Source organism: Bradyrhizobium altum (genome assembly GCF_020889705.1).
GTDB lineage: Bacteria > Pseudomonadota > Alphaproteobacteria > Rhizobiales > Xanthobacteraceae > Bradyrhizobium > Bradyrhizobium altum.
In genome coordinates this window covers 1-25,819 of record NZ_JACMYP010000020.1, presented here as the reverse complement: position 1 = coordinate 25,819, position 25,819 = coordinate 1, and the positions used below count along the sequence as shown (strand labels likewise).

The window sequence follows — 25,819 nt, the reverse complement described above, 5'->3', positions numbered from 1 at the left end:
CTACCCGGCCGACGGCTCGGGGCGCGGCCGCCCACCTGCCATGCCGGTTCCGCGCCTCGCCACCCCTCAATTGCCATGCTAGAACATGGCCTTAATCCAAGACTGGGACTTCCATGAGCGCGCCCCTGAAGGCGATCGACGGCAACGCCGATCTCGCCGCCCTGATGACCGACCTCGCCGCCAAGGCGCGCGCCGCCGCGCGCGTGCTGGCGCTGGCGCCGCCGGAGCAGAAGAATCGGGCGCTCGCCGCAATCGAACGCGCGATCCGCGAGCATGCCGAGGCCATTCTCGCCGCCAATGCCGAGGATGTCGCGGAGGCGCGCGCTGCCGGCATGACCGCTGCCTTCGTCGACCGCCTGACACTGACGCAGGCGCGCGTCGCCGGCATGGCCGATGGCGTGGCGACCGTGCGCGAGATTGTCGATCCGGTCGGCGCCGTCACCGAACGCTGGCAGCGGCCGAACGGCATGACCATCGAGCGCGTCCGCGTGCCGCTCGGCGTGATCGGCGTGATCTTCGAAAGCCGCCCCAACGTCGCCGCCGACGCCGGCGTGCTGTGCCTGAAGTCCGGTAACGCCGTGATCCTGCGCGGTGGCTCCGACAGCTTCCGATCCTGCCGCGCGATCCATGATTGCCTGGTGCAGGGCCTGCGTGAAGCCGGTCTGCCCGAGGCCGCGATCACCTTGGTGCCGACCCGTGACCGCACGGCCGTCGGCCTGATGCTGACGGGATTGAACGGCGGCATCGACGTGATCGTGCCGCGCGGCGGCAAGAGCCTGGTCGCGCGCGTCGAGGCGGAGGCGCGCGTTCCGGTGTTCGCGCATCTGGAAGGCGTCAACCACATCTATGTCGATGCCAGCGCCAGGCTCGACATGGCCAAGGAGGTCGTGCTGAACGCCAAGATGCGCCGTCCCGGTGTCTGCGGCGCCGTCGAGACCCTGCTGATCGATCGCAACGCTGCCGCAACGAAGCTGAAACCGCTGGTCGAGTTGTTGATCGATGCCGGTTGCGAGGTACGCGGCGACGACATCGTGCAAGGCGCCGATGCCAGGGTGAAGCCCGCGTCCGACGAGGACTGGAACACCGAATATGAGGATGCGATCATCTCGGCGAAGATCGTCGGCAGTCTCGATGAAGCGATCGCGCATATTCAAGATCACGGCTCGCATCACACCGATGCGATCGTGACGGAGGATGCCACCGCCGCGCAGAGATTTCTCAACGAAGTCGATTCGGCGATCGTGCTGCACAACGCCTCGACCCAGTTCGCCGACGGCGGCGAGTTCGGCTTCGGCGCCGAGATCGGAATTGCCACCGGCAAATTCCACGCCCGCGGGCCGGTCGGCGCCGAGCAGCTGACGAGCTTCAAGTACCGCGTCCACGGCACCGGGCAGACACGGCCGTGATCATTGTCGCACGCGCACGGTAAACCATTGCAACAAGCTTCCACCGTGCCGTTATCCCCAGCCCAGGCGCTTCCGTTCTATACCAACGGCATGCGCATCGGGCTGCTCGGTGGCTCGTTCAATCCGCCGCACGCCGCGCATCGCGCCATCAGCCAGTTTGCGCTCAAGCGTTTGCAGCTCGACCGCGTGTGGTGGCTGCTGACGCCGGGCAATCCGCTGAAGAACCATGACGGCCTGCATGCGCTCAACGAGCGCGCTGCGGCCGCGCGTCGCGTTGCCGACGATCCGCGCATCGACATCTCTTGTCTCGAAGCTGTCATCGGTGTCCGCTACACTGTCGACACGATCATCCACTTGCGCCGCCGTGTCTCCGGCGTGCACTTCGTCTGGATCATGGGCGCTGACAATCTCGCGCAATTTCATCGCTGGAAAGATTGGCGGCGCATCGCGTCCGATGTGCCGATTGCCGTGATCGACCGTCCGCCCCAGAGTTTCCGCGCCCTTGCCGCACCGGCGGCGCAGGCGCTCATGCGCTATCGCTTGCCTGAAAATCAGGCGACACGGCTGGCCGATCAGCAGGCGCCGGCCTGGGTGTTCCTGACAGGAATGAAATCCAATTTGTCTTCGACCGGACTGCGGAACCCGGACGGGAGCTGGAGAACGGCGTGAGGCGCAAAAGGGTTACTGGAATATTGAAACCATTAACCCCACATGCGTAATATGGTGCGTGGGGCCGAGGATTCGGCACCCGCGATACAGTGAAAGGAATGGTCCCTGGCCACATCTGTATTGTCCAAGTCTGTTTTACCCAAGGTTCCCAAGACTGCGCGTAAAACATCGACGAAAACCGCGGCCTTGCAGGCGCAACCGGATGCCGACAAACCGGATGCCAACAAGACGCTGAGCCTGATCCTCTCCCGCCTCGACGACATGAAAGCGGAAGAGACGGTCACCATCGACCTTCGCGGCAAATCCGCATATTCCGATTACATGATCGTCACCACCGGCCGGGTTAACCGGCACGTTGGCGCGATCGCGGAAAATGTGACGAAGAGCCTCAAGGAAAACGGGGTCAAGAACATCCATGTCGAGGGCTTGCCCAATTGCGACTGGGTGCTGATCGATTCCGGCGAGGTGATCGTGCACGTGTTCAGGCCTGAGGTGCGCGAGTTCTACAACCTCGAGCGGTTGTGGACTCGGAACCCGGCGGTCGCGGCGGTCTAAGGCGTATCGAAGCCGATGCGAATCGGCTGCAGCGCAGCTAGTCTGCGTTGATGCGTCTCGTCGTGATCTGCATCGGCCGTCTGAAACAGGGCCCTGAACGGGAGCTCGCCGAGCGTTACCGCGAGCGCTTCGAAGATATCGGCCGCAAGCTCGGCTTTCGCGGCCTCGACATCCATGAGATTGCGGAGAGCCGCGCGCGCGATACGCCCGCGCGCATCGCCGAGGAGGCCGCGGCGATCGCGGCGCTGCTACCGGAAAAGCACATGCTGGTCGCGCTCGACGAACGCGGCAAGAGCATCGACAGCGCAAGCTTTGCGCAGCAGCTCGGCCGCTGGCGCGACGAGGGGGCAGCGCATACTGTCTTCGTGATCGGCGGCGCGGACGGACTTTCGCCTGAATTGCAGCGCAAGGCTTCGTTGCGTATTGCATTCGGCTCCGCGACCTGGCCGCACCAAATGGTCCGCGTCATGCTTCTGGAACAGATTTATCGGGCCGCGACCATTTTGGCCGGCCACCCCTACCATCGCGCCTGAGGCGCGGTGACGGACAGTCGAAAGCGCTGAACGCACGCGAATGCAACACAAGCGGGACACAGCTTCGGATTCGCATCGCGGCACCGCGCTCCGCCGCTGGTTGCCGGCATCCCTGCCTCTGTCGATCGCTATGCTCGCCGCGTATCTGCTGACCGCGGCGCATGCGCAGGCGACACCACCCGCGGAACAGTCCGCCCCGCCGGCACAGCAGGCCGCGACAGCGGAGACGTCGCCCGACGCCATCAAGCAGCGCGAGCAGGAGCTCGAGGCCGCACGCGAACAGCAGCGCAAGGCGACCGAGTTGCAGGAGAAGCTGAAGTCCGACATCGCCACGATCGGCCAGGACCGCAGCAAGCTCAATCAGCAGCTGATCGACATTGCCGGCCAGGTGCGCGGCGTCGAGACGCGGATCGCCGACGCCGAGGCACGCTTGCAGCCGCTCGACGGCCGCGAGCGCGAAATCCGCGGCTCGCTCGATTCACGCCGCTCCGAAGTGATCGAGGTGCTGGCCGCGTTGCAGCGCGCCGGGCGGCGCACGCCGCCGGCGCTGCTGGTGCGGCCCGAGGACGCGCTGCAATCGCTGCGCACCGCGATGCTGCTCGGCGCGGTGGTGCCGGAATTGCGCGTCCGCGCCGAGAAGCTTGCGGCCGATCTCGGCGAACTGGTCGCGCTGCGCAAGACCATCTCGACCGAGCGCGATGCGCTGGCGGGCGACCGCGACAAACTCAGGGAAGACCAGACCCGCCTCGCCGCACTTGTCGACGAACGGCAGCGCCAGCAAAGCGCGGCCGAAAAGGACATGGAGGCCGAAGGCGCCCGCGCCATCGCGCTGTCGAAGCAGTCCGCCGATCTGCAGAGCCTGATCGCCAAGATGGAGCAGGATCTCAAGAGCGCGGCCAAGGCCGCCGCCACGGCCAGCCTCCAGGGGGCCCCGGCGACCGTTAACGGCAAGCCCAATCTGGGGGCGCTCAAGGACCCGGCCCGCATGAGCCCGGCGGTCGCCTTCGCCTCGGCCAAAGGCCTGTTCTCCTATCCCGTGAATGGCACCAAGATTCGCGAATTTGGCGGTTCCGACGGCGCGGGGGGTGTACAAAAGGGCATTTCTTTGGCCGCCAAACCGGGCGCGCAGGTCACAACCCCGTGTGACGGCTGGGTTGTTTACGCTGGTCCTTTCCGCAGCTACGGACAACTCTTGATCCTCAATGCCGGGGGCGGGTATCATGTCCTGATCGCCGGGATGGAGCGTATTTCGGTAAACATCGGCCAGTTTGTGCTAACGGGGGAGCCGGTTGCGACCATGGGGTCGACGTCCCAGGTTGCATCCATTCTCGCGACCAATGCGAGCCAGCCAGTGCTGTATGTCGAGTTCCGGAAAGACGGCACTCCAATCGATCCAGGTCCATGGTGGGCCGCAAATGAAGGCGAAAAGGTTCGCGGATGATGCGCAAGACTTCGGTAATTCTCCTTAGCGCCGCCACCGGCGCGGCCCTGACGCTTTTCGTCACGCAGCCCCGCGCTGTGCTGATGGGATCGAGCGCGCGCGCCGCGACGTCGGACACCTACCGCCAGCTCAATCTGTTCGGCGACGTGTTCGAACGGGTGCGCAGCGACTATGTCGAGAAGCCGGATGACAGCAAGCTCGTCGAGTCCGCGATCTCGGGCATGCTGTCCGGCCTCGACCCGCACTCGAGCTACATGGATGCCAAGAGCTTCCGCGACATGCAGGTGCAGACCCGCGGCGAGTTCGGCGGCCTCGGCATCGAGGTCACGATGGAAGACGGCCTGATCAAGGTCGTCTCGCCGATCGACGACACCCCGGCCTCGAAGGCCGGCATCATGGCCAACGACATCATCACCAATCTCGACGACGAAGCCGTGCAGGGCCTGACGCTGAACCAGGCCGTCGAGAAGATGCGCGGTCCGGTCAACACCAAGATCAAGCTCAAGATCATCCGCAAGGGCCAGGACAATCCGATCGACGTCACGCTGGTGCGCGACAACATCCGCGTCCGCTCGGTGCGTGCGCGCGTCGAGGCCGACGACATCGCCTATATCCGCATCACCACCTTCAACGAGCAGACCACCGAAGGCCTGAAGAAGGAGGTTGCCAATCTGCAGAGCCAGATCGGCGACAAGCTGAAGGGCTACATCATCGATCTCAGAAACAACCCCGGCGGCCTGCTCGAAGAAGCCGTCACCGTGTCCGACTCCTTCCTGGAGCGCGGCGAGATCGTCTCGACCCGCGGACGCAATGCCGAGGAAACCCAGCGCCGCGCCGCTCACCCCGGCGACCTGACCAAGGGCAAGCCGGTCATCGTGCTGATCAACGGCGGCTCGGCATCGGCCTCCGAAATCGTCGCCGGCGCGCTGCAGGACCACAAGCGCGCGACGCTGGTCGGCACCCGCTCGTTCGGCAAGGGCTCGGTGCAGACCATCATCCCGCTCGGCTCTGGCAACGGCGCGCTGCGCCTGACCACCGCGCGCTACTACACGCCGTCGGGCAAGTCGATCCAGGCCAAGGGCATCGTGCCCGACATCGAGGTGCTGCAGGACGTGCCGGACGAGCTGAAGGCGCGCACCGACACCAAGGGCGAGGCCTCGCTGCGCGGCCATCTGAAGAACGACGGCGACGAGAAGACCGGCTCGCAGTCCTACGTCCCGCCGGACGCCAAGGACGACAAGGCGCTGAAGATGGCGGACGACCTGCTGCACGGCATCAAGTCGACCTCGAGCGCGACGCCGGCACCGGCCGCGCCCGGCGACAAGGCCGCGGTCGACAAGCCCGGCAACAAGGCCGCGAACTGATCTCATCCAATGGTTTAGGCGAACAGGGCGGCCCTCGGGCCGCCCTTTCTGCTTTCGCCGTCCACCGCCAGCCGTGCTTTGACGGGGAGGCCGGCGCGCGGGAATGCACCGCATCGTGCTATCGTTCGCGCTGTTGATTCGGGGAGGGTCATGGCAGAAGCGGCCGACGAACTGAGCACGCCGCTTGGGCAGAACACCATGGGCAGGACGCGCCGTGTCCGCTTGCCATTCACGGCGATGCAGGCGCTCGCCGTGCTGCTGGGCCTCGTGCTGGTCGGCTTCGCCGGCGTCGCCCTGTTCAACGACAACCCGCTCGGCGGCGAACCGATTGCCCGCATCACGCTCCGTAATCCCCCGCCCGCAGCCGCCGACGATAAACACGCCCCGGCCGAACCGGTGGTCAAATCCGCCGCCAAAGCCCCGGCCCCAGCCAGCGATTCCAAGACCGTCACCATCATCGACGGCTCCAGCGGCAAGCGCCAGGACGTGGTGATCGGCGCCGGCGATCCGACCGAAAAGACGACGGATGGCGATGCGCCGCCGGTCGCGATGACCGGGATCGACCCGCGCCTGCTGGAAAAATCGCGCTACGGCATGATCCCGGTGGTCGCCGACGGCCTGAAGCCGTTCACGGTCTATGCGGCCGAAGCCGACCGCGCCAAGGCGGCCCGGATGCCTGTGGTCGCCATCGTGGTCGCCGGCCTCGGCGTCGGCGCCGCCAAGACCGCGAACGCCATCATGAAGCTGCCGCCGGCCGTGACGCTGGCCTTCACGCCCTACGGCGCCGACCCCGGCAAGCTCGCGGAACGCGCCCGGACGCAGCGCCACGAGATCCTGCTGCAGATCCCGATGGAGCCGTTCGACTATCCCGACAACGATCCGGGCCCGCAGACCCTGCTGACCACATTGAGCAGCGAGCAGAACCTCGACCGTCTCTATTGGCACCTCAGCCGCCTGCAGGGATATGCCGGGATCGCCAATTTCATGGGAGCCCGGTTCGTCGCGACCGATCCCGTGATGCAGCCCATCGTGCGCGAGGCGGCCAAGCGCGGCCTGAGCTTTTTCGACGACGGTTCCACTCCTCGCAGCGTCGCGCAGAGCCTCTCGGCCGGCCAATCGCTGCCGTTCGCCAAGGCCGATTTCGCCATCGACGTGGTGCCGACATCGGCGGAAATCGACCGCGCGCTGGTCAAGCTGGAAACGATCGCCAAGGAACGCGGCACGGCCGTGGGCGTCGCCTCGGCGCTGCCGGTCTCGATCGAGCGGCTCGGCGCCTGGCTCAAGACACTGGACTCCAAGGGCATCATGCTTGTGCCATTGACAACGGCGATGCTGAAATCAAAATCGGGCTAGAGATCAATCTGTTGGTGCAACCTAAGACCTTGCCGGGGGGCCGGGTCGGGCGGCGCCAGGAACTGTGCGAGGTAGCGGCGGCATGGCACGTTATGAAGACCTGCCCTATCGAACCTGCGTCGGCATCATGCTGCTGAATACGGCGGGACTGGTCTTCATCGGACGCCGCGCCGGCGGCATCGAGCATGTCGACGACGCGCATGTCTGGCAGATGCCGCAGGGCGGCGTCGATCCCGGCGAGGATACGTTTCAGGCCGCACGGCGCGAGCTCTATGAAGAGACCAGTGTCAAGTCGGTGGAGAAGCTCGGCGAGGTCTCGGACTGGCTGATCTATGATATCCCGCGCACCGTCGCAGGCCGCGCCTGGAAGGGCCGCTATCGCGGCCAGCGGCAGAAGTGGTTCGCGCTGCGCTTCACCGGCGACGAGAACGAGATCAACGTCGCCCACCCCGGCGGCGGTCACAAGGCCGAGTTTGTCACCTGGCGCTGGGAGCCGATGAAGAATCTGCCGGAGCTGATTGTGCCGTTCAAGCGTCCGGTCTATGAGCGCGTCGTGAAGGAATTCGCCGGTCTGGCGGCCAAATAGACGGCCATATGATCGGCCAGACAAACGCGCGGCGCACCGGTCGAGATGTCATCAGATAAGCCCTATCGCCCCAATGTGGGCATCGCGCTGTTCAACGGCGACGGACGCGTGCTGATCGGCCACCGGATAAAGGACGACGGTCCGGAGATCGTGCTGCCCGGCCTCGAATGGCAGATGCCGCAGGGCGGCATCGACGAAGGCGAGGATCCGCGCCAGGCCGTGATGCGCGAATTGTGGGAAGAGACCGGGGCGGTCAACGCCGACTATCTCGGTGAGACCGACTGGATGACCTACGAATTCCCGGACTATGACGGGCCGGCATCGCATCGGCTGGCCAAATTCCGCGGCCAGCGGCAGAAATGGTTTGCGCTGCGCTTCACGGGGCGCGACGAGGAGATCGATCCATTGACGCCGCGCAACGGCCAACCCGCCGAGTTCGATCAATGGCGCTGGGAGCGTCTCGATCGCGTCGCCGATCTCGTTGTGCCGTTCCGCCGCGAGGTCTATCGCGCGGTCGCGATCCGGTTCGCGGAATTCGGCGGCTGATCCTGCGGCGGAAGGCGCCGTGCATCACCCGGCGTCATGCCGTAGGTCGCGCGGAACACGCGATAGAACGTCGCGATGCTGTCGAAGCCGCACGAGAACGCGATCTCATCGATGCCGCGTTCCTGCATCGATGAGAGAAGCCGCCTCGCCTCCTTCAATCTTGTTGCCGTCAGCGTTCGCGCGAATGACAGGCCGGTCGGCTCGAACAGCGCATGCAATTGCCGGAGCGAAATGCCGAGCTCGACGGCGACCGCGGCCGGCGTGAGCGAGGCGCGATGCAGATCGCGCAGCAGGATTTCGCGCGCGGCATGAAGGTAGCCGGCATGCAGCGCGGCACGGATCTCATCCTGGCGTGGCCGCAAGCGTCCGCGCGCAAGCAGCGCCAGCCGCACCATATGCGTGACCTCGCCGGCGAACTGCCCGGCTTGCGACGGATCGCGCGCGATGGCGCGGAACATGGCGCCGACAAGCCGGGTCAGGCTCGCATCACGTGCCAGCGCGACCAGCGGCACGTCCTCGATCCGCGCACCGAGCACGAGTTCGTCGGTGACGGGAATCTTGAGGCTGAAGAAGCGAAAGCCGTCGGTCCGTTCGGGCGTCGACGCAAACGGAAGATTGGAATGGCCGAACACCATATCTCCGTTGCCGACCCATTGGATGCGATCGCGGCCGATATTCAGGTGGCCCGGGCCGCGCACCTGCCAGCCGAGATGCAGGCTGTTGCTCGGAACACGTCCGATGTCGGATGACGTCCGGCTGACGCGGTAGGACGACGCCGACATTTCCGCCAGCACGGCATCGCCGACCGGCGTCGCGGAAAAGCGTCCATGGAAATCGGGCCGTCTGTCGCGCTCGAGCTCGATCGTGACCCCGAACAGGTTTTTGCCGCGCACGTCGCACCAGTGCTCGAAACGGTCCTGCGGGCGGAGAGCATCGGTGGAGAAATTCAGCACAGCATCTTGTCCGTTACATCCGAAGTCGCATCACGATGCGATTGGGCCAATTCGTCATCGCGCCGCAGCTTGTCATTGGTGCACGATCCCCGCTGTAAGCTGCTTCACATTTCCCGGATCATGCTCTAGTTCGGGCCGACCGTGAACGGACCAACCGCGATGACATGGCAATCGCTGTCGCGCCTGGCGCAGTCACCGAGCGCGGCGTTGACCGCGCTCTGCTCGTTCTCCGCCTTCAATCCCAGTCCCGGCCGCCCCTGCGTCCCGACCGCAACCGCATTCCAGCCGGCCGTCGCATCGGCAAGCTTCCGCGCGACGTCGCTCCGCTCGCCCGGCGTGATGACCGACTGTCCGCGGCCTTGAAGAAACCGGTCACGCGCAAACTGGCCGGAATCGGCACCACGAAGACATCGTCGACCACGACGATCGTGCAGGGCACGCCCGCCACCGCGCCGCAGGCCTGCAGATTGCGCCGCGCCGATTCCTCGAGCGAATCGATACCCGAATTGAAGAAGTGGTGACCGCCCGGACCGAGCGCGATGGTTCGCGTCTTGCGCCCCGGCACAAACAGGTTGTCGAGCCGGGTCCTGGCCGCCTCGCGCAGCAGCGGAACGTCCTTGGTCGCGTACGGCTTCTCGACCAGCGCATCACGCTTGACCCACGGCAAGGGCGGCACTGGAGGCTGGCCATGGGCATACACGATGGCATTGCCGACCGCGTACAGTTCGCACTTGCGCGGCGAGCCTGCATTATCGGCGCGCTTCTGGCACAGATCGAGTGCCGCCGACTTCGCCGCGTCCTCGCTCGGCTGCGCCACGCTCCAGCCGACGAAGCCGTTGATGTTGAGGGCAATCGCCTTGGAGTTGCCCGCCGGCAAATACTCGGTCGCGAGCGCGATGCGGGTGCGGTCGCTGACGAACGGAACAATGTCGGTGGCGAGCTTGTCGCCTGATGCGATCGGAGGCGGCAGCGAGGATGCCGGTGCAGCCGGCACAGGCGGTGCGGGCTTCGCAGACGGCACGCTCGATGCCGGCGGCGACGGTGCGATCAACGGTGCCGGTGAAGCTGATACCAAGGGCGTGGGTGCCGGAGGAGAACTGGCCACGGCTGCAGGCTTCGTCGCCGACGTTTCCAGCTTGGTGTAGTAGAGGAAGCCGCCGACACCGATCGCGGCCAGCAGCACCACGGTGATGGCAGCGGGCCACATCCAGGCCGGTGCGCCCGCGGCCGCGGTCTTGATCGGCTTCTTGAGCTGCGGCGTCGCGTAGGTGCCGTCCTCGCGCGGCATCGCCACCATGTAGGCGTGCACGGGGGTCGGGATGTTCTTCACTTCCTGCGCGCCGATATCGGCGAATTGCACCGACAGCTTGTTGGCGACCTGCTCGTGCACGGCGCGCGACACGCAGATGCCGCCGACCTCGGCGAGGCCCTCGAGCCTTGCTGCGATATTGACGCCATCACCAAGCAGATCGCCGTCGCGCTCGACCACGTCGCCGATGGTGATGCCGATCCGGAACGACATCTGCCGGCTCGGCGGATAGGCCATGTTGCGCGTGCGCAGGCTTTCCTGGATGTCGATCGCGCAACGCACGGCTTCGACGGCGCTGGGAAATTCCGCGAGCACCGCATCGCCTGCGGTGTTGAAGATGCGGCCGCCGCATTTGGCAATGAAATCGTCGGTGACCTGACGATAGGAGGCGAGCCGCCGCAGCGTCTCCTCCTCATCCTCGGCAACCAATCGACTATAGCCTGCAATATCGGCCGCAAAGATCGCTGCGATCTTGCGCTTCATGAGTGCCAGCCCCGGAACCCAAATACGCCGGGCAGAATGCCGCCAGACGCTTCCGGGCGCAACAAGCATTCAACGCCCGCCGGGATACGGCGAGCGTTGAATGCTTCAAGTCCTGGCAGACAATGACTGGAAAGGTGTGAGCGATTTCACAAAGAAGCCGGCTCACTCGACGCTATGGCGCGATCGCTGGTCAGTAATCGCGCCTCAGTGCATAGCCGTCGCGTTGAGCTCGTGCTGGATGCTCTTGAAGTGGTCGAGCCGCTCGATCGCGTGGTCGAGCTCGGAGCCCTCCTTCTCGGCGAGCTTCTCCTGCATCTCGTTGATCGTCTCGGCAAACTTCGCGCGATCGAGCTCCGCAATCGCGGTCGCGACGTCGGCGAGCACGGTGAGGCCCTTGTCCGACACCTCGGCGAGGCCGCCGAGCACGATCACCTTCTCGCGCTTGCCCGCAGTCGTGATCGTCAGGATACCCGGACGAATCGTGGCGACGACGGGAGCGTGTCCGGCGAGCACACCGAAATCACCCTCCACACCGGGGACGTCAACCTGATCCACCTCGCCGGAGAAGGCGAGCTTTTCGGGAGAGACGAGATCGAAGTGGAAGGTGGCCATGGTCTTTCCGTTCTTTGCGCTGTCACCCGCGGGCTCGACCCGCGGGTCCATCAGTCAAAATACTTCTCGTTCGATGGATCGCCGGATCAAGTCCGGCGATGACGACATCCCAAAGCTTAGGCCGCTTCGGCGGCGAGCTTCTTGCCCTTCTCGACGGCTTCTTCGATGGTGCCGACCATGTAGAACGCCGCTTCCGGCAGATGGTCGTACTTGCCCTGGCAGAGATCGCGGAAGCCCTTGATGGTGTCGGCGAGGTCGACGAACTTGCCCGGCGAGCCGGTGAAGACTTCGGCGACGTGGAACGGCTGCGACAGGAAGCGCTCGACCTTGCGGGCGCGGGCGACCGTCAGCTTGTCCTCTTCCGACAGTTCGTCCATGCCGAGAATGGCGATGATGTCCTGCAGCGACTTGTAGCGCTGCAGGATCTGCTGGACCATACGCGCGGTGTTGTAGTGCTCCTCGCCGACGACCAGCGCCGACAGCATGCGCGAGGTCGAGTCGAGCGGGTCCACCGCCGGATAGATGCCTTTTTCCGAGATCGCGCGCGACAGCACCGTGGTGGCGTCCAAATGCGCGAACGAGGTGGCGGGCGCCGGGTCGGTCAAGTCGTCGGCCGGCACGTAGATCGCCTGCACCGAGGTGATCGAGCCCTTCTGGGTGGTGGTGATGCGCTCCTGCAGCGCGCCCATGTCGGTCGCGAGCGTCGGCTGATAACCCACCGCCGAGGGAATACGGCCGAGCAGCGCCGACACTTCCGAGCCCGCCTGGGTGAAGCGGAAGATGTTGTCGACGAAGAACAGCACGTCCTGGCCCTGGTCGCGGAAGTGCTCGGCGACCGTCAGACCGGTCAGACCGACGCGGGCGCGGGCGCCCGGCGGTTCGTTCATCTGGCCGAACACCAGCGCGCACTTCGACTTGACGCTCGGATCCGGATTGTGCGGATCGGCGTTGACCTTCGATTCGATGAACTCGTGATAGAGGTCGTTACCTTCACGGGTCCGCTCGCCGACGCCGGCGAACACGGAGTAACCACCGTGCGCCTTCGCGACGTTGTTGATCAGTTCCTGAATCAGCACGGTCTTGCCGACGCCGGCGCCGCCGAACAGGCCGATCTTGCCGCCCTTCGCGTACGGAGCAAGAAGGTCGACGACCTTGATGCCGGTGACGAGGATTTCCGCTTCGGTCGACTGGTCGGTATAGCTCGGCGCTTCCTGGTGGATGGCGCGCAGGCCTTCGGACTTGATCGGACCGGCTTCGTCGATCGGCTCGCCGATGACGTTGATGATGCGGCCGAGCGTGCCTTCGCCGACCGGCACCCGGATCGGCTCGCCGGTGTCGGTGACTTCCTGGCCGCGCACCAGACCTTCGGTGATATCCATCGCGATGGTGCGGACGGTCGATTCACCGAGATGCTGCGCGACTTCGAGCACCAGGCGGTTGCCGCCGTTCTTGGTCTCGAGCGCATTTAGAATCGCCGGAAGGTGGCCTTCGAACTGCACGTCGACCACGGCGCCCGTGACCTGGGTAACGCGACCGATCTGATTGGCTGCTGTAGCCATGGACTATTCTCCTTCGAAAATCTGCCTTAGACCGCCTCAGCGCCGGAGATGATCTCGATCAGCTCCTTCGTGATCTGGGCCTGACGGGTTCGGTTGTAAATCAGGGTTTGCTTACGGATCATCTCGCCGGCGTTGCGCGTCGCGCTGTCCATCGCGCTCATCTGCGCGCCGTAGAACGAGGCGTTGTTCTCCAGCAGCGCACGGAAGACCTGCACCGCGAGGTTGCGCGGCAGCAGGCTGCCGAGAATCTGGTCCTCTTCCGGCTCGTATTCGTACGAGGTCGCGGGAGCCACGCTGGCCGCGGGTGTAGCCACCTCGAGCGGGATGATCTGCTGCGCGGTCGGGATCTGCGCGATCACCGACTGGAAGCGCGAATAGAACAGCGTGCAGACATCGAATTCGCCGGCCTCGAACCGTGCCAGCACCTTGTTGGCGATGTCCTCGGCGTTGACGAAACCGATCTGCCGCACCGAACGCAGGTCGAGGTGCTCGACAATCCGCTTCTCGAACGTCCGACGCAGCTGCTCATAGCCCTTGCGGCCGACGCAGAAGAATTTGACTTCCTTGCCTTGCGCGAGCAGCGCGTTCGCCCGCTCGCGCGCCAGACGCACGATGGCTGAGTTGAAAGCGCCGGACAGGCCGCGCTCGCCGGTGCAGACCAGAAGCAGGTGCACCTGGTCGTTGCCGGTGCCGGCCAGCAGCGCCGGCGCACCGGGTGAGCCGTTGGTCGCGGCGGCGATGTTGGAAATCACCGCGTCCATCTTGGTGGCATAGGGCCGCGCCGCCTCGGCTGCGTTCTGCGCGCGGCGCAGCTTCGAGGCCGCGACCATCTGCATGGCCTTGGTGATCTTCTGCGTCGCCTTGGTCGAGGCGATGCGGACCCGCATGTCTTTCAGTGACGCCATTCTTCGTCCACCCCGGCAATCCGACCGCAACGGTCAGATCGCAAGCCTCTCTGTTCCTATCGCCCGGCCAACGGCCAGGCGATGCCCTTATGCGAAGGTCTTCCTACGCAAACGTCTTGTTACGCAAACGTCTTGTTACGCAAACGTCTTGGCGAAGCCCTCGACCACCGTCTTGAGCTTGGCTGCGGTGTCGTCGGACAGATCGCGGCTGGTGCGGATCGCGTCGAGGATCTCGACGTTCTTGCCGCGCAGCAGCGAGAGCAGGCCGTCCTCGAACGCCTTCACCTTGTTGAGCGGCAGCGGATCGAGGTAACCGTTGGTGCCGGCCCAGATCACGCAGACCTGCTCTTCCATCTTCAGCGGCGAGAACTGCGGCTGCTTCAGGAGTTCGGTCAGGCGTGAGCCGCGGTTGAGCAGGCGCTGGGTCGAGGCGTCGAGGTCGGAGCCGAACTGCGCGAACGCCGCCATTTCGCGGTACTGCGCGAGCTCGCCCTTGATCTTGCCGGCGACCTTCTTGGTTGCCTTGGTCTGCGCCGACGAACCGACGCGCGACACCGACAGACCGACGTTCACCGCGGGACGGATACCCTGGAAGAACAGGTCGGTTTCCAGGAAGATCTGGCCGTCGGTGATCGAAATCACGTTGGTCGGAATGTAGGCCGACACGTCGTTGGCCTGGGTTTCGATGACCGGCAGCGCCGTCAGCGAGCCCAAACCATGCTCCTTGTTGAGCTTGGCGGCGCGCTCGAGCAGGCGGGAATGCAGGTAGAACACGTCGCCCGGATAGGCCTCGCGGCCCGGCGGGCGGCGCAGCAGCAGCGACATCTGGCGATAAGCGACGGCCTGCTTGGACAAGTCGTCATAGATGATCACGGCGTGCATGCCGTTGTCGCGGAAGTACTCGCCCATGGTGCAGGCGGTGAACGGCGCGATGTACTGCATCGGCGCCGGATCGGACGCGGTGGCCGCGACGATGATCGAGTATTCCAGCGCGCCCTGCTCTTCGAGCACCTTGACGAACTGCGCGACGGTGGAGCGCTTCTGGCCGATCGCGACGTAGACGCAATACAGCTTGAGGTTCTCGTCCGGCTGGGCGTTCAGCGGCTTCTGGTTCAGGATGGTGTCGAGCGCGATCGCGGTCTTGCCGGTCTGACGGTCACCGATGATCAGCTCGCGCTGGCCGCGACCGATCGGAATCAGCGCATCGATCGCCTTCAGGCCGGTGGCCATCGGCTCGTTCACCGACTTGCGCGGAATGATGCCGGGCGCCTTGACGTCGACGCGCTTGCGTTCGGTGGCCTGGATCGGGCCCTTGCCGTCGATCGGGTTGCCGAGTGCGTCGACGACGCGGCCGAGCAGGCCCTTGCCGATCGGCGCGTCCACGATCGCGCGGGTGCGCTTGACGGTCTGGCCTTCCTTGATCTCGCGGTCGGCGCCGAAAATCACGATACCGACGTTGTCGGTTTCGAGGTTGAGCGCCATGCCGCGCGTGCCGTTCTCGAACTCGACCATTTCACCGGCCTGGACGTTGTCGAGACCGTAGACGCGAGCGATACCGTCGCCGACCGACAGCACCTGGCCAACTTCGGTGACTTCGGCTTCCTGGCCGAAATTCTTGATCTGGTCCTTGAGGATCGCAGAAATTTCTGCGGCGCGGATGTCCATCAGCCTGCCTCTTTCATCGCGTTCTTGATCGAATTGAGTTTGGTGCGAAGCGAACTATCCACCATGCGGCTGCCGAGCTTGACCACCAGGCCACCAATAATGGAGGGATCGACCTTCACGTTGAGCGCGACGTCCTTGCCCGTCACTGATTTCAGTGCGGCCTTCAGCCCGTCGAGATTCTTGTCACTGAGCTGCTCGGCGACGGTGACTTCCGCAGTCGCCTCGCCCTTGAACTTCGCCACCAGCGCGCGATAGGCGCGGATCACATCGGCCACGGCAAACAGCCGGCGATTGCCGGTGAGCACCTTGAGGAATTTTGCCGACGTGCCGGCGATGCCGGCCTTGTCGAGCACCGCGGCCAGTGCCTTCAGCTGGGCGTCGGCGGCAAACACCGGGCTGCGGACGAGGCGCTTGAGATCGGCGCTCTCGTCGAGCATGGCCTCGAATTTGTCGAGGTCGGCCCGGACTTGATCGACGGACTGCTCGTCCCGCGCCAACTCGAACAGGGCCGTTGCGTAACGACCGGACACTCCCGAAACGGACGGATCTTCAGCAGCCACGAGCTCGCTCTTTTTTGCTGTCAAATTCGCAAGGGAAAAACCGTCGCCACCAAAGCAGCGCCTAGCGATCCAAGCCCTTGGAATTCAAGCGGGACTTCGATTTTCGACCGGCACAGGACGTGCCGGGATCGTTAAAATCGCGGCTTTGCTAACATAGCAATCGCGCAGGTGCAACATGACGGCATCGTGCGAGCCGCCTTGTCGCATGCGGTTTTTGGCGACCGCATCCGGCGCTCGAATCAGAAAAATTCGGCGCGCGGAAATTCGGCGCGCGGGCTCCGATTCGCGCCACCGCGGATTTGTTCCAGCGAAATTTGCATGGGCCTAAGGCCGAGCGCGCAAGGAACCCGAAATGCGCCGCCGCTTCATTTGGCGATTACTTACTGAAAACTTACCGCTGGCCCATTAATCAATATTCGTAAGTATATTAATGGTTAAAAATTAGTTAAAGGCCAAGATTACGGAACCTCGATTGAGTAGCCCAAAGCGGTAACAAGATATTTCAGCCCGAGACAATCGGGATTTACTGCCCAATTCGTGCCTCATTGCGAAACCAAACGGCTTTGGTCAACGAAGGGACGGGGGTTCCACTTGCCGCGTTAGTGGCAATACTGTCTGAGGGTCTTATCAATGCTGAATATCAAGAAGCCGGCGGGCAATGTAACCCGCTCGCGTACGGCGCTTGCATTTGTAGCCGCAACTATCCTGGTCGGGGGCAGCGTGACGGAGGCGTCCGCGAAGTCCAGGCACCATCATCATCGCCACCACCATTATCACCAGGCCCGCGCCGAAGGTTCGTCCTGGCGCGACGCCAATGCATCGATCCAGCCGTCCGGCGGCCACGCGTTCTCGGGGATGGCCTCGTTCTACGGCAATGAATCGGGCAGCCGCACCGCTTCCGGCCAGCGCTTCAACCAGAATGCCATGACCGCGGCCCACCGCTCGCTGCCGTTCGGCACCAAACTCCGCGTCACCCATAGCGGCCGCAGCGTCGTCGTCACCATCAACGATCGCGGCCCCTTCATCCGCGGCCGCGTGCTCGACCTCTCGACCGGCGCAGCCCGCGCCATCGGCCTGACCGGTGCCGGCGTCGGCCGCGTCACCGCCGAGGTCGTCTCGTAAGCGCTTCAGTAAGCGTTGCGTTGCGTAACGGCCGCGAGGCCTGCCTCGCGCCAAAAGGGCCTGCCGTCGCGAATGACGGCAGGCTTTTTCTTTGCCCCCTCTCGTCATTCCGGGGCGGAGCGAAGCGACGAGCCCGGAATCCATAACCACGATCGTGAGTATGGATTCCGGGCCCGCGCCAAGGGGCGCGTCCCGGAATGACAGGTGTGGAAATTACAAGAAGCTCTGCGGATCGACGTCGACCTCGAGCTTCAGATTGCCCTTGGTCTTCGGACCGGCCTCCAGCCATTCGCGCAGATATTGCGACAGGTCGACATTGCGCAGCGACTTCACCAGCAGGCGGAAGCGGTAGCGGCCCTTGATGACGGCAAGCGGCGCCTCGGCGGGGCCGAGCACCTGGATCCGCTCATCGAGCGGCGCCATCGTGGCGAGCTTGCGCGCAAATCCTTCTGCTGTCGGACGGTCGCCGGCGGAGACGATCAGGCTCGCCAGCCGGCCGAACGGCGGATAGCCAGTGCGCTCACGGATATCGATCTCGCTGGCGTAGAACGCCTCGCGATCGTTCGCGATCAAGGCCTTGATGACCGGATGTTCCGGCTGATGGGTCTGCAGATAGCCGACGCCACGGCCCTGCTCGCGGCCGGCACGGCCGACCACCTGGTTCAGCAACTGGAACGTCCGCTCGGCGGCGCGCGGATCGCCGTTGCTCAAGCCGAGATCGGCATCGATGACCCCGACCAGATTGAGCCGCGGGAAGTTGTGTCCCTTGGCCACCAGCTGGGTACCGATGATGATGTCGACGCGGCCCTCTGCAATCTCGTTGAGCTCGCTGCGCATGGTCTCGATCGAGGTGATGAGATCACTCGACAACACCATGGTGCGGGCCTCGGGAAAAATGTGAGCTGCCTCCTCCTGCAGACGCTCGACGCCGGGACCGACGGCGGCCAGCGATTCCTCGGCCGCGCAATGCGGGCAGATGTTCGGGCGTGGCATCGAGAAGCCGCAGTGATGGCAAACCAGCCGCTGCCGGAACCGGTGATCGACCAGCCATGCATCACAAATCGTGCAGGCGAAGCGGTGGCCGCAGGCGCGGCAGAGCGTCAGCGGCGCATAGCCGCGACGGTTGAGGAACAACAGCGCCTGCTCGCGGCGCTCGATCGCATGGCGAATCTGCTCGGCCAGAACAGGCGAGATGAAGCGCCCGCGCGGCGGCGGCGCGCGGCGCATGTCGATCGCCTCGATATGCGGCATGTGCTGGCCGCCGAACCGCGACGGCAGTGCCACGCGCTGGTAGCGCCCCTTGCGCGCGTTGACCTCGCTCTCCACCGATGGCGTGGCCGACGCCAGCACGATCGGGATCTTGGCGATATGGGCGCGGACCACCGCCATGTCGCGCGCGTGATAATGCGCGCCCTCGTCCTGCTTGTAGGCCTGGTCGTGCTCCTCATCGACGATGATGAGACCGAGATCGGCGTAAGGCAGGAACAGCGCGGAGCGGGCGCCGACCACGACCGGCGCCTTGCCCTCGGAGATCGCGGCCCAGTTTCGTGCCCGTGTGCGCGGCGTAAGCTCCGAATGCCATTCCAGCGGCCGCACGCCGAAGCGCTGCGCGAAACGGTCGAGGAACTGGCCGGTCAGCGCGATTTCGGGCATCAGGATCAGGGTCTGCTTGCCGCGGCGGATATTCTCCGCGATCGCCTCGAAATAGACCTCGGTCTTGCCGGAACCGGTGACGCCGTCGAGCAATGCGACGTGAAAGCTGCCGCTCGCCGCCAGCGTCCGCATCATATCGACCGCACTGCGCTGCTCGCGCGAGAAATCCGGCTGCGCGTAGGACGGATCGGGAATGGGTGGGGGTGCGGGCGGCGGCATCGCCTCGACCGTCAGCGTGCCCTCGTCGACCAGGCCGTCGACTACGCCCGAGCTGACGCCGGCCTCCCGCGCCGCCTCGGACTTGCCGTGCAGCAAGCCATCCGACAGCACCTCGATCAGCCGCCGGCGCGCCGGTGTCAGTCGCCGTGGCGGCTCGCCCACCAGGCGGACCCCGAGCCGCATCCGCTCCGGGCCAAGGTTCTCGCCCATCCGCAGCGTCATCCGCAGCACCATGCCGCGCGCCGACAAAGTGTAAGTGGAGACCCAGTCGACGAGCTGGCGCAGCTCGGCCCTGAGCGGCGGAACAGCGAGCTTCTCGCTGACGTCCTTGAGCCGGTTGTGCAGCCGCGGATCCGGCTTGGCATTCTCGGCCCACACCACCGCAACGACCTCGCGCGGCCCGAGCGGAACACAGATCACGTCGCCGGGCGCAAGCTCCATGCCGCGCGGCACGCGGTAGGAATAGGTCTGGTTCAGCGCGACAGGCACCAGCACGTCGACGACGCGGGTCGTCGATGCGGAGGCTGGGCTGGGGCGTGTGGTGTGGTCCATTGAATCAGAGCTTTGCGCCGGGCTAGCACCGCTGCGCGGTCTTAGCGAACGGTAAACGAAGGCAGTGCGATATAATCAGGAGATTAGCAGCGCCAATAGCCCTTAAGGACGTGCCCGCTCAAAACATGCCCGCTCAAGACATGGCCCGGACCGATCAGCCCACGCCACCGCTCGAGCTCGACTGCGCCGACGTGTCGGTCACGCAGGAGATGACGCGCTGGCTGTCGCATCTGCGCGCCGAGCGGCGGCTGTCGCCGAAGACGCTCGAGGCCTACGCCCGCGATGTGCGTCAATGCCTGACCTTCCTGGCCGGGCACTGGGGCGCGCGCGTGACGCTTGCGGCATTTTCCGCGCTCGAGGCCAGTGATGTCCGCGCCTTCATGGCGATGCGCCGCGCCGACGAAATCGGCGGGCGATCGCTGATGCGGGCGCTGGCCGGCCTGCGCTCGTTCGGACGTTTCCTGGAACGCGAAGGCAAGGGCAAAGTCGGCGCGCTCTCGGCGATCCGCGCGCCCAAGGTGGCGAAGAGCCTGCCGAAGCCGATCCATATGGAAGCGGCGAAACGCTTTGCCGATGCCGACGAGCGCGCCGGCGAAACCCGCGAGACCTGGATCCTGATGCGTGACGCCGCCGTGATGGCGCTGCTCTATGGTTCGGGTCTGCGTATCTCCGAGGCATTAGGTCTGAAGCGGCGCGACGTGCCGAAGCCGGGCGAAGGCGACGTGCTTGTCGTCACCGGCAAGGGCAACAAGACCCGCATGGTGCCGGTGCTGCAAAACGTCCTGCAATTGATCGCGGACTATGCGGCGATCTGTCCGCATCAGCTCAGCCCGACCGGGCCGATGTTCGTCGGTGCGCGCGGTGGACCCTTAAGCCCGCGCATCATCCAGCTCACCATGGAGCGACTGCGCGGCGCGCTCGGCCTGCCTGACAGCGCGACGCCGCATGCGTTGCGGCACTCCTTCGCCACCCATCTGCTCAGCCGCGGCGGCGATTTGCGCGCGATCCAGGAATTGCTCGGCCACGCATCGCTGTCGACCACGCAGATCTACACCGGCATCGACAGTGAGCGCCTGCTGGAAGTCTATCGCTCCGCGCACCCGCGCGGCTGAGCACCCGGACCTGGGTTCAAAATACGGCGCGGGGCCGGCATCAATGCGCCGTTCATCTTGCGCCGTTCATATTCATACGGCTGCCACAAATCGCTCGGCACTTGCCTTGTGCGCCGCATTCAGCAATCGTGGCGCGGTCTCATCCGGAGGGGGAATCATGAGCGCACAAGAAAGTATGGAGCACGCGGAGCATGCCGAGCATGCGTCGAGCGAAAACAAGAAGATCGCCCTCCTGATCGCCGTGATCGCGCTCTGCCTGGCGCTGTCCGAAACGCTCGGCAAGGGCGCCCAGACCGAATCGATCAGCAAGAACGTCGAAGCCTCCAACCTCTGGGCCTTCTTCCAGGCCAAGAGCATCCGCCGCACCGCGGTGCAGACCGCAGCCGAACAGGGCAAGCTGAACCTCGCGACCACCACCGACGAGGCGGCCAAGGCCGCGCTGCAGAAGCAGATCGACGACTGGCAGAAGACCGCGGCACGCTACCGCTCGGAGCCGGAGACCGGCGAAGGTTCAGAGCAACTCTCCGAACGCGCCAAGCACTCCGAGCATGAGCGCGACGAGGCCACCGCGAAATATCATCACTTCGAGCTTGCCTCCGCCGCCTTCCAGATCGCCATCGTGCTGGCGTCCGCGACCATCATCACCGGCATCGCCGCGCTGGCCTGGGTGTCCGGCCTGGTGACGCTCGCCGGCGTCGTGATGACCTTGCTCGGCCTGTTCCAGCCGCATCTGCTGCATCTGCATTGAGGCGCACGATTCCCCTGCGCGACCGTCATCCTGAGGAGCCGCGTAGCGGCGTCTCGAAGGATCGACGGCCACCGGCGGGGCCGTGCATCCTTCGAGACGCGCGCAAGGGCGCGCTCCTCAGGATGACGGGACTGAGAGTCCTGTTCAAAGAACCTTGCTGGTCTGGTGAACGCTTTTGCGGAAGCGCGCGATCAGGCGCAGCGTGCGCGCGGTCCAGCCGTCACCGTCGCCACTGATCATCTCGAGGATACGCCGCTTGACCGGCTCGACCAGCTCGGTGGCCTTGGCGCGCAGCGCCATCACGAAATTATAGAGCGCCTCGAACCAGGGCATCTCCAGCAGTTTCGATCGCGTCACGTCGAACAGGAAAGCGGTGACGCCGACGCCGACGATCTTGGCGAACAGGATCAGCGAGACCGCGCTGAACCAGTATTGGTTCGCCAACAGCCAGAGTCCGACCAGCTTGAGCGGAAACAGCGGGATCAGCGGCACGACGAAGACGATCAGCGTCATCGCCGGCGACAGCGAATCGACCCGTTCGGCAAGCCATTGCTTGAGCGCGCGCAGCGGAATCCACGCCACCACCCGGGCCACGATCGGCTCGACGTGATCCCATAGCCAAGCCTCGATCAGGAAGATGATCGCAAGCAGGACCCAGAACGGCTGAAGCAGACGGCGCAACATCACTATGATCTCTACCCGGCTCGCGCGCGGGATGTTCGATCACATATGGATGGCGCGCTTGCCCACCGCAAGCGCGGCTTCCTTGATCGCTTCGGAGCGGGTCGGATGTGCGTGGCAGGTGCGCGCCAGATCCTCGGCCGAACCGCCGAATTCCATCAGGACGCAGGCTTCGTGGATCATTTCGCCGGCTTCCCGGCCGACAATGTGCACGCCGAGCACCCGATCGGTCTTCGCATCTGCGAGAACCTTCACGAAACCGTCGGTGGTCTGATTGACCTTGGAGCGGCCGTTCGCGGTGAACGGGAATTTGCCGACGGTATAAGCGACGCCGGCTTGCTTGAGATCTTCCTCGGTCTTGCCGACCGACGACACTTCCGGCGTGGTATACACAACACCTGGAATGACGTCGTAGTTCACATGGCCGGCCTGGCCCGCGATGATCTCCGCGCAGGCAACACCCTCGTCTTCCGCCTTGTGCGCCAGCATCGGCCCAGCCACGACGTCGCCGATCGCGTAGATGCCCTTCACATTGGTCGAGAAGTGCGCGTCGATCTCGACGCGGCCGCGATTGTCGAGCGCAACGCCGGCTTCCTTCAGCCCGAGGCCCTCGGTGTAGGGCACGCGGCCGATGCACACGAGCACGACGTCGGCTTCGATGGTCTCCGCAGCGCCGCCGGCGGCCGGCTCGATCTTGGCCTGCAGCGTCTTGCCCGAGGCATCCACCGAGGTGACCTTGGCGCCGAGCTTAAAGGCAAAACCCTGCTTTTCCAGCAGGCGCTGGAATTGCTTCGCCACCTCGCCGTCCATGCCGGGCAGGATGCGGTCGAGGAATTCCACCACGGTGACCTTTGCACCGAGGCGATGCCAGACCGAGCCGAGCTCGAGCCCGATCACGCCGGCGCCGACGATCAGAAGACTCGAAGGCACCTTCTCCAGCGACAGCGCGCCGGTCGACGACACGATGCGCTTCTCGTCGATGTCGATGCCCTTCAGCCGCGCGATGTCGGAGCCGGTGGCGATCACGATGTTCTTGGTCTCGACGATCTCGGACTTGCCGTCGCCGGAGACCTCGACCTTGCCGGCACCGAGGATCTTGCCGGTGCCCTTGAGGACGTCGATCTTGTTCTTCTTCATCAGGAACTCGACGCCCTTGACGTTGCCGTCGATGCCCTGCTGCTTGAATTCCATCATCGCGGGCAGATCGAGCTTCGGCGTGGGGACGCTGACGCCCATCTTGGCGAAGGAGTGCGCGGCTTCCTCGAACATCTCGGAGGCATGCAGCAGCGCCTTCGACGGCATACAGCCGACATTGAGGCAGGTGCCGCCCAGCGTCGCGTTCTTCTCGACGACGGCAACCTTCATGCCGAGTTGCGCCGCGCGGATCGCGCAGACATATCCGCCGGGCCCGGTGCCGATGACAACGAGATCGTAAGAAGCCATGATAGAGGTCCTGTAGCTAAACTCTGTGGCAGTTGGGCGCGCGCGATCCGATCGGAAGGCCGCTTCCCGCTTGATCGTGTTCTAGCGACCGCCCGAGACGTCGAGGATCGCGCTGGTGACGTAGGAGGCTTCGTCCGAAATCAGCCAGACGATGGCGTTGGCGATTTCGTCGGCGGTGCCGACGCGCTTCATTGGCACCATATGGGCGAGCCGATGCGCGCGATCGGGTTCGCCGCCCGCGGCATGGATATCGGTGTCGATCAGGCCTGGCCGGATGCCGGCGACGCGGATGCCTTCATTCGCGACTTCGTAGCCGAGTCCGATTGTGAAAGAATCGATCGCGCCCTTGGAGGCGGCATAGTCGACATAGGTGTTGGGCGCGCCGAGCCTTGCCGCGACCGAGGAGAGGTTGACGATGACGCCGCCCTCGCCGCCGTGCCTGGTCGACATCCGCTTCACCGCCTCGCGCGCGCACAAGATGCTGCCGGTGACATTGACCGCCATCATCTGCTGGATGCGCTCGGCCGACATCTCGTCGACGCGCACGCCGCTCTTGCCGACAATGCCGGCATTGTTGACGAGCGCGCCGAGCGTGCCGAACGCGTCAGCCGCCTTGAACAGCGCTAGGATGTCCTGCTCGCTGCCGACGTCACACTTCACCGCGATCGCCTTGCCATTCCTGGCCTCGATCGCGGCGACGACCTCGTTGGCCGCAGCCTGGTTGGACGCATACCCGACCACGATGCGGTAGCCACGCGCCGCAGCAGCAAGTGCGGTGGCGCGGCCGATGCCGCGGCTGCCGCCGGTGATGACAACGACCTTGTCCGTCACATTGATCCCCAAACGTAAGCACCCAACGAATCGCGACGCCCGAACCGATCGGGCGCCGCGCGCGATATGACCTCAGAGATCCAGCACCAGGCGGGCCGGATCTTCCAGGCTCTCCTTGACGCGAACCAGGAAGGTGACCGCTTCCTTGCCGTCGATGACGCGGTGATCGTAGGACAGCGCCAGATACATCATCGGGCGAACCTCGATCTTGCCGCCGACCACCATCGGCCGCTCCTGGATCTTGTGCATGCCGAGGATGCCGGACTGCGGCGCATTGAGGATCGGTGTCGACATCAGCGAGCCGTAGATGCCGCCATTGGTGATGGTGAAGGTGCCGCCCTGCATCTCGTCGATCTTGAGCTGGCCGTCGCGGGCGCGGCGGCCGTAATCGGCGATCGACTTCTCGATCTCGGCGATCGACTTGTGGTCGCAGTCGCGCACCACGGGCACCACCAGGCCGCGGTCGGTGCCGACCGCAACGCCGATGTGGTAGTAGTTCTTGTAGATCAGGTCAGAGCCGTCGATCTCGGCGTTGACGGCGGGAATGTCCTTCAGCCCCTGCACGACCGCCTTGGTGAAGAAGCCCATGAAGCCGAGCTTCGAGCCGTGCTTCTTCTCGAATGTGTCCTTGTAGAGGGCACGCAGCTTCATCACCTCGGTCATGTCGACCTCGTTGAAGGTCGTCAGCATCGCGGCGGTGTTCTGCACGTCCTTGAGGCGGCGCGCGATGGTCTGGCGCAGCCGGGTCATCTTCACGCGCTCCTCGCGTGCGGCGTCGTCAGCTGGCGACGGCGCGCGAACCTGCACTGCGGCGGCCGGCTGGTTGACCGGGGTCGGCGCCGAGGCGGCCTTCTCGATCGCAGCCAGCATGTCGCCCTTGGTCACGCGGCCATCCTTGCCCGAGCCCGGAACGGTGGAAGCGTCGACGCCGCTTTCGGCGGACAGCCTGCGCACCGAGG

At 64.9% G+C, this 25,819-nt stretch carries 23 protein-coding genes and 1 pseudogene; 12 read left to right on the top strand and 12 right to left on the bottom strand.

Annotated features, from left to right (window positions below):
• The first annotated feature begins 113 nt into the window (after positions 1-113).
• From H8B02_RS08470 to H8B02_RS08430, 9 genes are all read left to right on the top strand, one after another.
• Complete coding sequence (locus H8B02_RS08470) at positions 114-1,406, top strand: glutamate-5-semialdehyde dehydrogenase (RefSeq protein ID WP_229165780.1); 1,293 nt, start codon at positions 114-116, stop codon at positions 1,404-1,406.
• Positions 1,407-1,451: 45 nt separating this feature from the next.
• The gene (locus tag H8B02_RS08465; protein WP_176534335.1) at positions 1,452-2,075 is read left to right on the top strand and encodes a nicotinate-nucleotide adenylyltransferase; all 624 of its coding nucleotides are present in this window, start codon (positions 1,452-1,454) and stop codon (positions 2,073-2,075) included.
• Between the two features lie 186 nt (positions 2,076-2,261).
• Positions 2,262-2,630 (top strand): ribosome silencing factor, encoded by a 369-nt coding sequence (gene rsfS / locus H8B02_RS08460; RefSeq protein WP_229165779.1) that lies wholly within the window; start codon positions 2,262-2,264, stop codon positions 2,628-2,630.
• A gap of 50 nt (positions 2,631-2,680) precedes the next feature.
• Positions 2,681-3,163 (top strand): 23S rRNA (pseudouridine(1915)-N(3))-methyltransferase RlmH, encoded by a 483-nt coding sequence (gene rlmH, locus H8B02_RS08455; protein WP_229165809.1) that lies wholly within the window; start codon positions 2,681-2,683, stop codon positions 3,161-3,163.
• A 40-nt stretch (positions 3,164-3,203) separates the two neighbouring features.
• On the top strand, positions 3,204-4,604 hold the full coding sequence (locus H8B02_RS08450; RefSeq protein WP_376711622.1) for a murein hydrolase activator EnvC family protein: 1,401 nt from the start codon (positions 3,204-3,206) through the stop codon (positions 4,602-4,604).
• Positions 4,601-5,968, top strand: coding sequence for a S41 family peptidase (locus H8B02_RS08445; protein ID WP_229165778.1), 1,368 nt, complete (start codon positions 4,601-4,603; stop codon positions 5,966-5,968). Before H8B02_RS08450 ends, H8B02_RS08445 begins: the two co-directional genes overlap by 4 nt.
• Positions 5,969-6,118: 150 nt before the next feature.
• Positions 6,119-7,321 (top strand): divergent polysaccharide deacetylase family protein, encoded by a 1,203-nt coding sequence (locus H8B02_RS08440; RefSeq protein WP_229165777.1) that lies wholly within the window; start codon positions 6,119-6,121, stop codon positions 7,319-7,321.
• A gap of 82 nt (positions 7,322-7,403) precedes the next feature.
• Positions 7,404-7,907, top strand: coding sequence for an RNA pyrophosphohydrolase (locus tag H8B02_RS08435; protein WP_097675902.1), 504 nt, complete (start codon positions 7,404-7,406; stop codon positions 7,905-7,907).
• Positions 7,908-7,952: 45 nt separating this feature from the next.
• Positions 7,953-8,453 (top strand): RNA pyrophosphohydrolase, encoded by a 501-nt coding sequence (locus H8B02_RS08430; RefSeq protein ID WP_229165776.1) that lies wholly within the window; start codon positions 7,953-7,955, stop codon positions 8,451-8,453.
• Here the strand turns inward: H8B02_RS08430 and H8B02_RS08425 are convergent.
• The 7 genes and pseudogenes from H8B02_RS08425 to H8B02_RS08395 form a co-directional block, all read right to left on the bottom strand.
• Complete coding sequence (locus tag H8B02_RS08425) at positions 8,411-9,406, bottom strand: helix-turn-helix transcriptional regulator (protein WP_229165775.1); 996 nt, start codon at positions 9,404-9,406, stop codon at positions 8,411-8,413. The two genes, H8B02_RS08430 and H8B02_RS08425, sit on opposite strands and share 43 nt — an antisense overlap.
• 125 nt (positions 9,407-9,531) lie before the next feature.
• Positions 9,532-11,198, bottom strand: a pseudogene (locus H8B02_RS08420) (adenylate/guanylate cyclase domain-containing protein).
• Positions 11,199-11,402: 204 nt separating this feature from the next.
• The gene (locus H8B02_RS08415) at positions 11,403-11,810 is read right to left on the bottom strand and encodes a F0F1 ATP synthase subunit epsilon (protein WP_229165774.1); all 408 of its coding nucleotides are present in this window, start codon (positions 11,808-11,810) and stop codon (positions 11,403-11,405) included.
• A gap of 116 nt (positions 11,811-11,926) precedes the next feature.
• Entirely contained in the window at positions 11,927-13,369 is a 1,443-nt protein-coding gene (atpD, locus tag H8B02_RS08410; RefSeq protein ID WP_092121637.1) for a F0F1 ATP synthase subunit beta, read from the bottom strand.
• A gap of 26 nt (positions 13,370-13,395) precedes the next feature.
• The gene (locus tag H8B02_RS08405) at positions 13,396-14,274 is read right to left on the bottom strand and encodes a F0F1 ATP synthase subunit gamma (RefSeq protein ID WP_229165773.1); all 879 of its coding nucleotides are present in this window, start codon (positions 14,272-14,274) and stop codon (positions 13,396-13,398) included.
• A 135-nt stretch (positions 14,275-14,409) separates the two neighbouring features.
• Positions 14,410-15,939, bottom strand: a complete 1,530-nt coding sequence (gene atpA / locus H8B02_RS08400) for a F0F1 ATP synthase subunit alpha (protein WP_092121635.1) — start codon at positions 15,937-15,939, stop codon at positions 14,410-14,412.
• On the bottom strand, positions 15,939-16,499 hold the full coding sequence (locus H8B02_RS08395) for a F0F1 ATP synthase subunit delta (RefSeq protein ID WP_229165772.1): 561 nt from the start codon (positions 16,497-16,499) through the stop codon (positions 15,939-15,941). The genes atpA and H8B02_RS08395 overlap by 1 nt, the downstream gene beginning before the upstream one ends.
• Positions 16,500-17,129: 630 nt before the next feature.
• On the opposite strand from H8B02_RS08395, the gene H8B02_RS08390 reads away from it, so the two are divergent.
• Positions 17,130-17,621, top strand: coding sequence for a septal ring lytic transglycosylase RlpA family protein (locus H8B02_RS08390; RefSeq protein ID WP_229165771.1), 492 nt, complete (start codon positions 17,130-17,132; stop codon positions 17,619-17,621).
• Between the two features lie 213 nt (positions 17,622-17,834).
• On the opposite strand, the gene H8B02_RS08385 is transcribed toward H8B02_RS08390, so the two are convergent.
• Positions 17,835-20,045 (bottom strand): primosomal protein N', encoded by a 2,211-nt coding sequence (locus H8B02_RS08385; RefSeq protein WP_229165770.1) that lies wholly within the window; start codon positions 20,043-20,045, stop codon positions 17,835-17,837.
• 140 nt (positions 20,046-20,185) lie between these two features.
• Between H8B02_RS08385 and H8B02_RS08380 the strand changes: the two genes are divergently transcribed.
• Together H8B02_RS08380 and H8B02_RS08375 are read left to right on the top strand one after the other, a co-directional pair.
• Positions 20,186-21,157 carry a tyrosine recombinase XerC gene (locus tag H8B02_RS08380; protein ID WP_229165769.1) on the top strand — a complete coding sequence of 324 codons (972 nt, stop codon included), beginning with the start codon at positions 20,186-20,188 and terminating at the stop codon, positions 21,155-21,157.
• Between the two features lie 157 nt (positions 21,158-21,314).
• Positions 21,315-21,905, top strand: coding sequence for a DUF4337 domain-containing protein (locus H8B02_RS08375; RefSeq protein ID WP_229165768.1), 591 nt, complete (start codon positions 21,315-21,317; stop codon positions 21,903-21,905).
• A gap of 144 nt (positions 21,906-22,049) precedes the next feature.
• Here H8B02_RS08375 and H8B02_RS08370 read toward each other — a convergent pair whose 3' ends face one another.
• The 4 genes from H8B02_RS08370 to odhB form a co-directional block, all read right to left on the bottom strand.
• Entirely contained in the window at positions 22,050-22,589 is a 540-nt protein-coding gene (locus H8B02_RS08370) for a hypothetical protein (RefSeq protein WP_229165767.1), read from the bottom strand.
• Between the two features lie 39 nt (positions 22,590-22,628).
• Positions 22,629-24,029, bottom strand: a complete 1,401-nt coding sequence (lpdA, locus tag H8B02_RS08365; RefSeq protein WP_229165766.1) for a dihydrolipoyl dehydrogenase — start codon at positions 24,027-24,029, stop codon at positions 22,629-22,631.
• 81 nt (positions 24,030-24,110) lie between these two features.
• Positions 24,111-24,860: an SDR family oxidoreductase gene (locus tag H8B02_RS08360; RefSeq protein WP_229165765.1), complete on the bottom strand. Its 750-nt coding sequence runs from the start codon at positions 24,858-24,860 to the stop codon at positions 24,111-24,113.
• 72 nt (positions 24,861-24,932) lie between these two features.
• On the bottom strand, positions 24,933-25,819 hold an 887-nt coding region (gene odhB, locus H8B02_RS08355; protein ID WP_229165764.1), incomplete at its 5' end, for a 2-oxoglutarate dehydrogenase complex dihydrolipoyllysine-residue succinyltransferase.